Source organism: Rhizobium sp. 11_C7_N12_5, from assembly GCF_051811145.1.
Lineage (GTDB): Bacteria > Pseudomonadota > Alphaproteobacteria > Rhizobiales > Rhizobiaceae > Rhizobium > Rhizobium lusitanum.
Genome location: NZ_JBPWPY010000001.1, coordinates 2,085,221 through 2,097,715, shown reverse-complemented (window position 1 = coordinate 2,097,715; position 12,495 = coordinate 2,085,221). Strand labels below are relative to the sequence as shown.

Annotated in this window: 13 protein-coding genes; 5 read left to right on the top strand and 8 right to left on the bottom strand. The window is 59.1% G+C overall.

Annotated features, from left to right (window positions below; genetic code table 11):
- The first annotated feature begins 9 nt into the window (after positions 1 to 9).
- Positions 10 to 876, top strand: a complete 867-nt coding sequence (locus AB8B29_RS10355; protein ID WP_037194722.1) for a cytochrome c1 — start codon at positions 10 to 12, stop codon at positions 874 to 876.
- Between the two features lie 116 nt (positions 877 to 992).
- Positions 993 to 1,535 (top strand): adenine phosphoribosyltransferase, encoded by a 543-nt coding sequence (locus AB8B29_RS10350; RefSeq protein ID WP_037194719.1) that lies wholly within the window; start codon positions 993 to 995, stop codon positions 1,533 to 1,535.
- 50 nt (positions 1,536 to 1,585) lie between these two features.
- On the opposite strand, the gene AB8B29_RS10345 is transcribed toward AB8B29_RS10350, so the two are convergent.
- Both AB8B29_RS10345 and AB8B29_RS10340 read right to left on the bottom strand, forming a co-directional pair.
- Positions 1,586 to 2,053 carry a MaoC family dehydratase gene (locus AB8B29_RS10345; protein WP_092576296.1) on the bottom strand — a complete coding sequence of 156 codons (468 nt, stop codon included), beginning with the start codon at positions 2,051 to 2,053 and terminating at the stop codon, positions 1,586 to 1,588.
- Entirely contained in the window at positions 2,050 to 2,514 is a 465-nt protein-coding gene (locus AB8B29_RS10340; RefSeq protein WP_092576336.1) for a MaoC family dehydratase, read from the bottom strand. The genes AB8B29_RS10345 and AB8B29_RS10340 overlap by 4 nt, the downstream gene beginning before the upstream one ends.
- A 184-nt stretch (positions 2,515 to 2,698) precedes the next feature.
- On the opposite strand from AB8B29_RS10340, the gene AB8B29_RS10335 reads away from it, so the two are divergent.
- Positions 2,699 to 3,811, top strand: a complete 1,113-nt coding sequence (locus tag AB8B29_RS10335) for a hypothetical protein (protein WP_113118503.1) — start codon at positions 2,699 to 2,701, stop codon at positions 3,809 to 3,811.
- 22 nt (positions 3,812 to 3,833) lie between these two features.
- Here AB8B29_RS10335 and ychF read toward each other — a convergent pair whose 3' ends face one another.
- Positions 3,834 to 4,937 (bottom strand): redox-regulated ATPase YchF, encoded by a 1,104-nt coding sequence (gene ychF, locus AB8B29_RS10330; protein WP_037194712.1) that lies wholly within the window; start codon positions 4,935 to 4,937, stop codon positions 3,834 to 3,836.
- A gap of 235 nt (positions 4,938 to 5,172) precedes the next feature.
- Between ychF and clpS the strand changes: the two genes are divergently transcribed.
- Positions 5,173 to 5,484, top strand: a complete 312-nt coding sequence (clpS, locus tag AB8B29_RS10325) for an ATP-dependent Clp protease adapter ClpS (protein ID WP_037194710.1) — start codon at positions 5,173 to 5,175, stop codon at positions 5,482 to 5,484.
- Between the two features lie 15 nt (positions 5,485 to 5,499).
- Here clpS and AB8B29_RS10320 read toward each other — a convergent pair whose 3' ends face one another.
- The 5 genes from AB8B29_RS10320 to AB8B29_RS10300 all read right to left on the bottom strand — a co-directional run bounded on the left by AB8B29_RS10320 (position 5,500) and on the right by AB8B29_RS10300 (position 10,740).
- On the bottom strand, positions 5,500 to 5,976 hold the full coding sequence (locus AB8B29_RS10320; RefSeq protein ID WP_113118504.1) for a GNAT family N-acetyltransferase: 477 nt from the start codon (positions 5,974 to 5,976) through the stop codon (positions 5,500 to 5,502).
- A 1-nt stretch (position 5,977) separates the two neighbouring features.
- Positions 5,978 to 6,694, bottom strand: coding sequence for an aminoacyl-tRNA hydrolase (gene pth, locus AB8B29_RS10315; protein ID WP_113118505.1), 717 nt, complete (start codon positions 6,692 to 6,694; stop codon positions 5,978 to 5,980).
- Between the two features lie 73 nt (positions 6,695 to 6,767).
- Positions 6,768 to 7,499 (bottom strand): transporter substrate-binding domain-containing protein, encoded by a 732-nt coding sequence (locus AB8B29_RS10310; protein ID WP_047562969.1) that lies wholly within the window; start codon positions 7,497 to 7,499, stop codon positions 6,768 to 6,770.
- Positions 7,500 to 7,513: 14 nt separating this feature from the next.
- Positions 7,514 to 9,880 carry an EAL domain-containing protein gene (locus tag AB8B29_RS10305; RefSeq protein ID WP_047638648.1) on the bottom strand — a complete coding sequence of 789 codons (2,367 nt, stop codon included), beginning with the start codon at positions 9,878 to 9,880 and terminating at the stop codon, positions 7,514 to 7,516.
- A 245-nt stretch (positions 9,881 to 10,125) separates the two neighbouring features.
- Positions 10,126 to 10,740 (bottom strand): 50S ribosomal protein L25/general stress protein Ctc, encoded by a 615-nt coding sequence (locus AB8B29_RS10300; RefSeq protein WP_037194699.1) that lies wholly within the window; start codon positions 10,738 to 10,740, stop codon positions 10,126 to 10,128.
- 300 nt (positions 10,741 to 11,040) lie between these two features.
- Between AB8B29_RS10300 and AB8B29_RS10295 the strand changes: the two genes are divergently transcribed.
- A complete protein-coding gene (locus tag AB8B29_RS10295) occupies positions 11,041 to 12,483 on the top strand; it encodes a hypothetical protein (protein WP_113118506.1) in 1,443 nt (480 codons plus the stop codon).
- Positions 12,484 to 12,495 lie beyond the last annotated feature (12 nt).

The window sequence follows — 12,495 nt, the reverse complement described above, 5'->3', positions numbered from 1 at the left end:
AAGAAAACGATGAAAAAACTTATTGTCGGCCTTCTGTCGCTCACGCTCATGGGCGGTCCGGCGAGCGTTGCTGCCTTTGCCGCGGAAACGAAGCCTGCCGCAGAAAGCGAGACGCCGCATTATCCGCTGAAGGAGCCGCGCGAACAGCATTGGTCCTTCTCCGGCCCGTTCGGCTATTACGACAAGGCGCAGCTGCAACGTGGCCTCAAGGTCTACACGGAAGTCTGTTCCGCCTGCCACTCGATGAAGCTGGTGGCCTACCGCACGCTGGGAGACCTCGGTTATTCTGAGGCGCAGGTGAAAACCTTCGCTGCCAACTACGAAGTGCAGGACGGGCCGAACCCTCAGGGTGAGATGTTTACCCGCAAGGCGGTTCCATCAGATCATTTCAACTCGCCGTTCCCGAACGACGAGGCTGCTGCTGCCTCCAACAACGGGGCCGTTCCGCCTGACATGTCGCTGCTTGCCAAGGCGCGCGAAATCGAACGCGGCTTCCCGCAGTTCATTTTCGATATCTTCACGCAGTATCAGGAAGGCGGCCCGGACTACATCTACTCGCTGCTGACCGGCTATGAAGATGCGCCGGCCGGTTTCAAGGTACCGCAGAACTCGCACTACAATCCGTATTTCGATGCGGCCGCGACCTTTGCGATGCCGAAGCCACTTTCGGACGGGCAGGTGACCTATGACGACGGCTCGCCGCAGACGGTGGACCAGTATGCGCGCGACGTCGCTGCCTTCCTGATGTGGACATCCGAACCGCATCTGGAGGATCGCAAGCACCTCGGCTTCATGGTCATCGTGTTCCTGCTGATCTTCTCGGTGTTGATCTATCTCACCAAACGGTCCGTCTATGCCAAGGCCGGCGCTCACTGAGTATTGCGGTGAATCAACGAAAAGGCGGCCTGTCCGGGCCGCCTTTTTTATTGGTATAACGCCTGGGTATTGCTAGGGTGCGGCCGGCCCTATCACAGCCTGAGAGTACATATTTCATGAACACTATCGCTTCGGAGCTTGCTGCCAGCATCCGCTCCATTCCGGATTATCCCAAGCCCGGCATCATCTTTCGCGACATCACGACGATGCTCGGCGATGCCAAGGCGTTTCGCCGCGCGGTCGATGCGCTCGTGCAGCCCTATGCCGGCACGAAGATCGACAAGATCGCTGGAATGGAAGCGCGCGGCTTTATCCTTGGGGGAGCGGTAGCGCATCAGTTGTCGGCCGGCTTCGTGCCGATCCGCAAGAAGGGCAAGCTGCCGCACGATATCGTCCGCATCGCCTACAGCCTGGAATATGGCGTCGACGAGATGGAGATGCACCGGGACGCCGTCAATCCCGGCGAGAGAGTGATCCTTGTCGACGACCTGATCGCGACCGGCGGCACGGCTGTCGGCGCCACGCAGTTGCTGCGCCAGATCGGCGCCGAGGTCGTCGCTGCCTGCTTCGTCATCGACCTGCCGGATCTCGGCGGCCGCAAGAAGCTCGAAGCGCTTGATGTGCCCGTTCATACGCTGGTGGAATTCGCCGGTCACTGAGCCGGGCTTGTTGGGCCCGCCGGGCAGAATTGCCGGCAGCCCCGCTATTCCTATTCAAATGCCAGCACGGTGCTTTCGAAGCGCAAGGCCGGCATGCCATGCTGGTTCGAGCCGTCACAGGCGAGTGTGTAGAGCGTCCAGCCGGGGCGCGAGGCCAAAGGGCGGCTGGCGAGCAGGGTGACGCCATAGGTGATGGTGTCGCCGGCAAAGACCGGGCGCAGCCATTGCAGCGTCTTGAAGCCGGGCGAGGGCCCGAGTTTGGGGGGAGTGTTCCCCTCCGCAATCAGCCTGATGGTCTCGCCCTTCCAGAAATCGACGAAGGTGCGCATCCACATCGAGCAACTGTGCCAGCCGGAGGCGCAAAGGCCGCCGAACAGCGTCCCTTTGGCCGCTTCGGCATCCATGTGGAAGATCTGCGGATCGAAGCGCGATGCGAAGCGGACAATGCTTTCGGGCGTGAAGGTATGGGTGCCGATCTCGACCCGTTCACCGATGGTATAGAGCTCGCTCATCTTCATGCCGACACCTCCGCGCCTGCGCGCATACGGATCATCGTCGAGTTTTCGCCGAGGCAGACGAGCTCGCGGCGCTGGTTCTCGACCTCGTGGCGGAATTTGACGATGCCGATGCCGGGGCGCGAGCGCATGGGACGTGCTTCCAGCACGATGGACCGGCCGGACAGGGTATCATCAGCCAGAACCGGCTTCTTCCAATCCATGAAGTCGATGCCCGGGGCACCTTGCGCATCTGCTTCGAGAAGATAGGAGTCGCACATCATGCGCATGAACATCGCCGCGGTATGCCAGCCTGAGGCTGCAAGGCCGCCAAGGATGCTGGTGCGGCCCGCTTCCTCATCCAGGTGCATCGGTTGCGGGTCGAATTCCCTGGCGAATTCGATAATTTCCACCGCCGTCACATGTTTTGGGCCGAGCGGAAATTCCTGCCCCGGCTGAAAATCCTCATATGCCAGTTTCGCCATATTCGTCACGAGCCTCCTCATTCCGTCCGTGCGCAATCGCATGCCGGGCAGGAAGCGCGCAAGTATTTTCGTAATAGCAGCGGATAACAGAGTGCTGTGAACGCATGCCGGTGCCCCGCAGCCCTTGATTGTGTGTCGGCGATGTGATGAGGCTGCATAACATCGTCACGCAGTAAGGACAGACATGAGCGATCTCAAGACCGCGCTGGAAGGCGCCGCCGGCGAGGGGATAATTTCCCCGGACCAGGCCATGCGGCTTTTGCCCTATCTGGCCGAGCGCAATATCGGCGCCCCCACCGTTCGGAACGGTCTTTCGCAGCCGCGCGACAATGATCTGACGAACCCGCTGGAGGACAGTGAAGCGCCGCGCTTCATTCGAGGCTTTCATGATGTCCTGATTACCATCGGCATCATCGTGCTGCTTGCCGGGCTATGGGGGCTTACGAGCTTCCTCGGGCCGCTGCCGGCGATTATCGTCCTTGCCGAAATCCTGGTGCGCCGCCAGCGGCTGGCGCTTCCGGCAGTTGCGCTGACCATCGCGCTGGCGCAATGGATAATCACCGTCTCGGTGGTCTATCTCGGTCCGGCCGACGATGGCCGATCTATCATGGTGGACTGGATGGTGATGACGCTTCCGTTGCCGCCGCTCTTTGCCTTGTTTTATTGGCGCTACCGCGTGCCGTTGTCGCTGGCAATGCTGCTTTTTTCGCTGTTTGCGCTGTTGCTGGCGGCAGTCTTCTACATCATGGGGCTGGTGACGGGCGCGCCGAACGTGGTGCTTGCCTACCCGCTGCTGTCGATTTGCATCATGTTTGCGGCGGCACTCGGGACATTCGCGGTTGCGATGTATTTCGATCTCCGCGATCCCCAGCGCGTAACACGCCGCTCGGACGTTGCCTTCTGGCTGCATCTCGCGACCGCGCCTGCGCTGCTCTACACGGCGAACCTGCTGGCATTCATGCTTGAGTTCGGCAAGGACGGCGACATTTTCACCAACATTGACACTGGCGGTTACACGCAGGCGGCGACCATCGTCGTCATCGTGGCGATCATGATGCTGATCGGCCTGATCATCGACAGGCGTGCTTTCGTCACAGCTGGTTTGCTTTCGCTCGGCGTGGCGATCGGCACTATTTTGCGGCAGAACAATGCCGGGCTCGACAAGGTGAGCTTCATCGTGCTGATGATCGTCGGGCTCATCGTACTGGTGATCGGCGTCGGCTGGCCGCATCTGCGCCGCGCCACGGTCCGGCTGCTGCCGGCATCTATACAAGAAAGATTGCCGGCGCTCAGGTAAGCGCCGGCAATCCCTTCATTCTTTAGGCGTTAAAGAGGAAGTTGAGGACATCGCCGTCCTGGACGACATATTCCTTGCCTTCGGAGCGCATCTTGCCTGCTTCCTTGGCGCCGACTTCGCCGTTGTAGGCGACGTAGTCGTCATAGGCGATGGTGCTGGCGCGGATGAAGCCGCGTTCGAAGTCTGAATGGATGACGCCGGCGGCCTGCGGGGCCTTTGTGCCGCGCTCGATCGTCCAGGCGCGCGTTTCCTTCGGGCCGACTGTGAAATAGGTAATGAGGTGCAACAGCTTGTAGCCGGCGCGGATCAGCCGGTCGAGGCCGGCTTCATCGAGGCCGAGAGCGGAGAGGAATTCCGTCGCTTCCTCTTCAGGCAGCTGGGCTACTTCCGCTTCGATAGCGGCGGAGATGATCACCACCTCGGAATTCTGTTCCTTCGCCATGGCTTCGACTGCAGCGGTGTGCTCGTTGCCGGTCACGGCATCCGCCTCGGCGACGTTGCAAACATAGAGCACCGGATGCGAGGTCAGAAGGTTCAGGCTCTTGAGGATGCGGAGCTCCTCCGCGTCGAGCTTCGATAGCAGCGTGCGGACCGGCTTGCCTTCGTTCAGCAGGCTGAGCGAGGCTTCCATGATCGGCAGCATCGCCATGGAATCCTTGTCCTTGCTGGTGGCGCGCTTTCGCATCTGTTCTGTGCGGCGCTCCAGGCTCTCGAGATCGGAGAGCATCAGCTCGGTCTCGATCGTCTCGGCGTCGGCGACCGGATTGATGCGGCCTTCGACATGGGTGATGTCGCTATCCTCGAAGCAGCGCAACACATGCACGATGGCATCGACTTCGCGGATGTTGGCGAGGAACTGGTTGCCGAGGCCTTCGCCCTTCGAGGCGCCGCGCACGAGACCGGCGATATCGACGAAGGAGATGCGCGTCGGGATCAGCTCCTTCGACTTGGCGATGTCGGCAAGCTTGCGCATGCGCGGATCGGGAACCGCGACTTCACCGGTGTTCGGCTCGATCGTGCAGAAGGGATAATTCGCCGCCTGCGCCGCCGCCGTCTTGGTCAGCGCGTTGAACAGAGTGGACTTGCCGACATTCGGCAGCCCGACGATACCGCATTTGAAACCCATGGCACCTTGTCCATATCTAGAAAATCTTTGCAGTGCGTATGGGGGAAGGGCCGTTGCGGGTCAAGTCTTGTGGGGAAAGCGAGCCGATTTTCTGCCGCAAGACGGGTTGAAGCCTTCAAAAGCTGCGGCGCCACATTGTCTCCGAGACACCATCCGCCTTGAATGGCGTGGTGCGCTGCACTATAATGGCGCTATTAGCTCAAAGCCTTTTTCTCTGTCGTCAACGGTGATGCCGATGAGTGACAATGATGTTGTCCTTAAACCAAAGACCAAAACCAAGCTGAAGGTCGAGAGGCCGAAGCTTTACAAGATCATTCTCGTCAATGACGACTACACGCCGCGCGAGTTCGTCATCATGGTGCTGAAGGCCGTCTTCCGCATGAGCGAGGAGGCCGGCTATCGCGTCATGATGACGGCGCATAAGCTCGGCAGCTGCGTGGTGATGGTTTGCGCGCGGGATATCGCCGAGACGAAAGCCCAGGAGGCGATCGATCTGGCAAAAAGTGCCGATTTCCCGCTGATGTTCACCACCGAGCCGGAAGAATAAGGCTCCCTCGGAGCGTCAGACTGCAACGGGGCGGCGGATCTGGAAGCCGGTCTTGTCCTGCGCGAAACCACAATTGGCGTAGAAACGCAGTGTCGCCGGGTCTTTTGAGCCGGTCAGCAGCATGATCTTGTAGCAGTTCTTTTCCCAGGCTGCCCCTATGGCCCTTTCAATGAGCGCTCCGGCAAGGCCGCGTTGGCGATAATCGGCATGGGTTACGACATTCTCGATCAAGGCATAGGAGGAGGCGCCGCGTGTCAGGTTTGGAATTATCACCAGTGTCACTGAGGAAATTGCTTCGTCGCCGGCGAAGGCCACGAAGATCGTCATGCCGGGATGGGTCAGGATTTCGGCGAAGCGGCTCTCCGCCAGATGAAGTTCCAGCTCTGGATCGGAGTTGAGGTGCCGATAGAGTGCCAGCAGGGTTCGGAGATCCCTGGCTGCTGCCGGCCGGATGACGATACTGTCGGCGTTTTCGGCTGCTGCTTCCGGCATTTCAATCGCCCTTCTTGCCGAACATCCTTTTCAGCATCTCCGCCATCGGGCCGGTTTCCGGTATCCTCGGCTGGTTGTGGTTGCGTGCTTGATGGATATGCGATTTGGCCGTGACTTTCTTTTCCGGCTTTGGCGCCTCTTCCTCGGCCTTGCCGCCCAGGGCGAGCGCGATCTTGTTCATCAGCTGCGAATCCTCGCCGCGCACCAGCATGTCGGCATTGTCGGCAAGCGTATCGAACAAAGGTTCCAGCCAGTCCCGGTCCACCCTGGCGAAATCGCCGAGAACGTGATTATGCACGAGTTCCTTGGCGCCGGGATGACCGATGCCGAGACGGAGGCGCCGATATTCGCGGCCGGAATGGGCATCGATCGACTTGATGCCGTTGTGGCCGCCATGGCCGCCGCCGGTCTTCAGGCGTGCCTTGCCGGCCGGCAGGTCGAGTTCATCGTAGATCACCACCAGGTCGGACGGCTCGAGCTTATAAAAGCGCATGGCCTCGCCGACGGATTCGCCTGACAGGTTCATGAAGGTCTGCGGCTTGATGAGCAGCACTTTCTGGCCGCCGAGCTCGCCTTCGGCAATCTCCGCCTTGAATTTCTTCGACCACGGCGAAAAGCTGTGGCGGCGATGGATCGCGTCCACGGCCATGAAGCCGATGTTGTGGCGGTTGCCCTGATATTTGGCGCCGGGATTGCCGAGGCCCGCGATGAGAAGCATGCGCTTCACCCCTTGGAAAATGCAGATGCCCTTCACGACAGGGAATTGACGGCAAAGTCAAGGCGGGATGCGATCACTCGCCGAGGCGCAGGCCGTACTTCAGGAAAATCCGCGTCTGCGTGCCGTCGGCGATCAGCGCATCGAGCGCAGTTTGCATTCTGCTCTGGAGATCGTCGGGGAAATCCTTCTGGCAGGCGATACCCATGGGTTGCTGGGAGAGGATCGTCACCTTCTCCACGGCATTGCCGTCCTTCTTCAGCTTATCGAAATAGAATTCCGAGATCGGCATCAGGTCGACGCGGTCGCTCATCAGTTTCTTCAGCGTCGCCCTGAAGTCGCTGCCCACATCGATACGCGGAAAATTGTTCCGGCGCAGTACACTCTCCGTATAGTCCTGGCGCCAGGTGCCGACGAGGTACGTCTTGGCTTCGTCGATCGTGGCGGCTGTAACCGTCGAGCCGCTGTGCTTGATCAGGATGTTGCGATCGATCAGCAACGGCTGCACCCATTTGAAGAGCTTGTCGCGCTCGTCGTTGTGCGCCGTGGCGAATACGCAGGTCAGAGGCTCCGTCAGCGCCTGGTTGTAGGCCCGGGCCCAGGGCATGATATCGATCGTGTAATCGACGCCGATGTCGGTCATGACCTTCTGTACCTGTTCGACGGTTGCTCCAACGGGGGTCTTGCCGTCGCGATAATTGAAGGGCGGATATTCTTCGGTCGTGAAATGGATGGTTTCAGCACGAGCAGGAGAAAGGACGGATAGCGAAGACAGGCTGATGGCGACCGTTGGCAGCAGTTTTCGCATGCGGTTCCTCATCGCTATGATGCCTGCGCTACGGGGGAGAGCTGGTCGAATTGCGGGCCGGACAGCGTTTTCATCAGATTGTCCGGATGTTGCGGTCGATGGAAGAGATAGCCTTGCCCATAATCGATGCCCATGGTGCGCAGGGTCGCGCATTCCTCTTCGGTTTCCACACCCTCGGCAATGACCGTGCAGCTCATCTTGTGCGAGAGCGTCGTGATGCTTTCCACAAGCATGCGGCTCCTGGCGCTGACGTCCGAAGCGGTATCGTTGATGGCGCGGATGAAGGATTGGTCGATCTTGATGATGTCGACGGGGAACCGATTGATATAGCTCAGCGAGGAATAACCCGTGCCGAAATCGTCGAGCGCGATGCGGCAGCCGTAGTGGCAGATCTCGTTGATGACCATGCGTGTTTCCGGATTGTCGTCCATGAGCACGGCCTCTGTGATTTCGATGACGATGCGTCGCGGGGAAATATCGTAGCGCGAAAGCAAGGCTGCGATGCGCACGGGCAGATCCGGCTCGAACTGCAAGGGTGAGAAATTGATCGCGATGTAGCTGTCCTGCATGCCGTCGAGCCGCGACAGCCGTGCGAAATGGGCGATCGCTTTTTCCATGATGCGATTGCCTATGCGTATGATGGAGCCTGTTTCTTCCGCAACCTCGATGATGCGGCCCGGAGGCAGGATGCCCTTCTGCGGATGATGCAATCGCATCAGCGCCTCGAAGCCGACAATCGAGCGATCATCGATATTGACGACCGGTTGCAGATAGGCTTCGAACCAGTCTTCGCTGAGACCGCTTTCGATGTAGCTCTCCAATTCAGCGCGGCGGCGGGAGTCATCGAGCATGCCGTTGTCGAAGATCTGCGCGCCGTTCTTGCCGTCGCGCTTCTTGGCATACATGGCGATATCGGATTTCAGCAGCAGTTCGGCCGCGTTGGCGGCTTGGCGCGGATAGATGGCGATGCCGATGCTGGCGCTGAGGCGGGCGTCGCCACAGAATGGCGCGTCGAAGACTTCGGCGATGCGAGCGGCCATGTCCATGGCTCTTGCTTCCGCATCTTCCGCCAGCAGCAGGATCGCAAATTCGTCGCCGCCGAGGCGAGCTGCGACATCGCCGGGCGTCAGTCGGGCCTGCAGGCGCGATACGAGTTCGCGCAGTGCCGCATCGCCGGCGGCATGGCCCATATTGTCGTTGATCCACTTGAAACGGTCGAGGTCGATGAAGAGGCAGGCAAGCTCGCGATGGCGCAGGTCCGCCTCATTGATCTTGGCGTCGAGTGCGGTCTCGAAGCCTTGACGGTTCAAGAGGCCGGTCAGATGGTCGGTGATCGCCTGGCGCAAGTTCCGGTCTTCGGATTGCTTGAGTTCGGTGACGTCGGTCATGACGGACAGCGAGAGGCCGTCCTGGACTGCCGTCGTCTCGAGGATCAAGACGTCCATTTTGCGTCCGTCCTGGCAAAGGAATTTTACCGTGACGGCAAGGCGGGCGGCGCTATCGGGATGGCTGCGTTTGCGGTCGACATATTGCGAGCGCGAATCTGGCAGTACCAGACTGGCGAATTCCCGCCCCAACACCTCGGCACGATTATAGCCTGTCGCAGCGAGCCAGTAATCGCTGACGGCGGCGATGCAATCGTCCTTGTCGAGGGAGAAGAGCATGGCGGGCGTCAGATTATAAGTGTCGGTGGCGCGGCGATGAGCGTGCTTCAGCTCGGTTTCCTCGCGCTGAAGCTTGCTCTGCATGTCGTTGAAACTGCTGGCGAGCCGTCCCATTTCGTCATTCGATTGCCAATCGACATGATGGCGCGAGCCGAGCCGCCGCGTCGCCTCCACGGCGTGCGTCAGCCGCATCAATGGCTGGATGACGAAGATGCGGTTGCCGATCAGCGCCGCGCCGAAGACCGTAAGCACGGCGAAGATGAAGATGGAGATGAAGACGATCTCCTCGTTCTTCAAACCATCGAAGAGCCCAAGCTGGGGATAGTAGACCGTGATGGTGCCAAGCTTCTTTGCGCCATCGACGCCGTTATAGACGATCGAACGGGAAACCGACTCCAGATTGCCCTTGTAGGATTTAGGGATTGTCGATTGCGTGACGTCGAGCTGGCCAGAGAGGTCGCGGACATTGACCCTGACGATGGCGCCTTCGGCGACCGTCGTCGCACTGATCTGGGTGACGCTGTCTTCGTCGAGATCCCACAGAGGTTTGGCCAGGGCCTGGGCATTGGCAACGAGCAGTACGGTTATATGATCCTTGATTTCCTTTTCGGCGCGCTCTGACGACAGGAAAAGAAATAGAATAAAGAGCGGCGCTACGAAAATCAGCAGCGCTCCGCAGACGATCGCGAAAAACCTGTTTTCGACCGAATGGCTCATAGTCCCGATAGCTCCCCAGTCATAGGCCGGCGAATCTTGGGATACCGTTCCCTACAACTCTTTCGCGTAAGGTTCCATGAATGTGTTAAATGTTGTTGAAATTCCGGGGTTAAAGAATATCAATCAAAGTATAGATTCAAGAAATCTTTATTTTTACTTGTTCTAATATTAGTGATTTCATATGAAAAACCCGCCATCCCCATAAGGGAGGCGGGTCTGGATGCTTGGCAATGAAGACGCCAAAATCAGGCGGTGGTTTCCTCGCCGCCTTCTTCCTCTTCCGCAAGACCGGCTGCCGGGGCAACGATCGTTGCGATCGTGAAGTCGCGGTCGCTGATCACCGGGGTGACCTTCTTCGGCAGCGTCACATTCGAGATGTGGATGCTGTCGCCGCTCTTCAGGCCGCTGAGGTCAACGGTGAAGAATTCCGGGATCGCGTCGGCCGGGCAATGAACTTCAACTTCGTGACGAACGATGTTGAGAACGCCGCCAGCCTTGAGGCCCGGGGACTTTTCGTGGTTGACGAAGTGAACCGGGATTTCAACGGTGACTTCGGTGTTGCCGGAAACGCGCAGGAAATCGACGTGAACCGTGAAGTCACGGACCGGATCGAGCTGGTAGTCCTTCGGCAGAACCTTGATCTTCTTGCCGCCGACGTCGATCGTTGCGATCGTCGTGAGAAAACCGCCGGCGTGGATGCGCTTCGTCACCTCATTGGTGTTGAGAGCGATAGAAATGGGGGCCTGCTTGTCACCATAGATGACAGCGGGAATCAAACCGTTGCGGCGAAGTTCACGGGCGGACCCCTTACCAACCCGTTCGCGCGCCTCGGCCTTGAGCTCGTAGCTTTCGTGGCTCATGGCTATTCCTTTCGAGGTTATTTGGAGAGTTCATCCGGTCGGTCATCGCCGTATCGGTTGAACTGGAGGAGGGCATGCCCTGCCTCATCCGCGTTGCCTCCAAGGGTGTCTACGCGGACGCGTGGCGTATAATACAAAGTGGCCGAAGGCGCAAGCACCTCCGGAATGCGAAGGTCTGTGATGACATTGCAACTCTTGCGCACGAGGCTGCGACGCCATTTCTATCAACGACTTGACATATACCCTCAGCCCCTTCAACAGTCGAACTCAATCGATCAGGGTCAAAAGGAGAGGTCGGGCATGCGCTCCAGGGCTATCGCCGCTGCGGTTATTTCCATGGGTCTTGCCGGCGCATCACAGGCGGCCGACATCAACGAGCAAGGCGCCAAGGACCTTCGCAACATACTGGCGCATTCTCTTTCAAACGATCTTGCCCGAAGCGATTTCGTCTCGGTGAAGCCAGCGGGTGATCAGTATGAGATTACCTATGACCTTGCAAAGTTCTTCGACAAAATCAATTCCAGCGCGTTTTCCGTCACGGGTTTCAAGCCGCTTTCTTTGTTCGCGCAGCCGGTCGATCAGGGCAAATGGCATTTGAAGGGCGATAACAGCCTCGATATTTCCCTGCATTCGCCGGTGTCCGACATCGCTTATTCCGTTGCCTCCACCTCTTTCGACGGCATTTTCGATCCGACGATCGAGATGATGCGGTCGATGGGCATCAAGAGCAGCGGCGTGAAATTCTCCAGTGTCGGCAGCGGGCCAAGGAGCGGGCGCAAGATCGACGCCACCATCGATAGCGCCTCTTTCGCGCATACGGTGACAGACAGCTCCGAGGCAGGCAAGGTCGATCTGCAATTGCAGGGCACGCTGCAGCGATTCAGCGAACAGTTCACGGGGCGGCCGCATGGTTCACCCGTCAACTTCAGTGTCGAGAGCGTCAATACGAACGTTACCGCGACCAGCTTGCCAGTGAAGGAGCTGCGTGCACTCATTCGCTTCTTCGTTCAACACGTCAAGGCGAAGCAGCTCTCGGAAAGCGGCAGCGAGAAGTTCGAGCAGCTGGTGCGCCGCGCCCTGCCGGTTTTCGGTTCGTTCAACAAGACTGTGACGTTGAACAATGTCCTGGTGGCGACGGATAAGGGCAAGGTCGGCGTCAAGCGTGTCGACTATAATTTCAAGATGGATGGCCTGACAAAGGCGTCCAATGTCAATTTCGAGCTGCGGGCAGAGCATTTCACGCCAGATGCGGACCTCATCCCGGCGGCTTATTCGCCTTTCCTGCCCGAGACATTGGACGTTCAGCTCGGTGTGCCCAACATCAACTTCGCCGGCCTCATCGACACGGCTCTAGGGGCAGTCGCCACGCGGGCGACGCCGGTTTCCGGAGAAGCGCTGAAGCGCACGATGTTCCCGAGCGGATACGGTACGCTCGAATTTCCGAAGATAAGCGCTACCTCCAGTGTCTACGACGTCGAGGTTTCCGGCGCGGTGAAGGCCTCGACCAAGGCCCATTCCGACTATTCGCTGCAGGCAACGATCCTGGCGCGCGATTTCGACAAGACTGTTGCAGCCATTCAGGAGGCCGCCAAGACGGAGCCTCGGCTGAACAATGTCTCCTTCAGCCTGCTCGCCGCCAAGGGGTTTGCAAAAACCGATCCGGACGGTCGTCTACGCTGGGACGTCACGATGGATGAAGATCGGACAGTTACGGTCAACGGACAGGTGATGAAGAAGCCCTGAGGCACGGGGCGA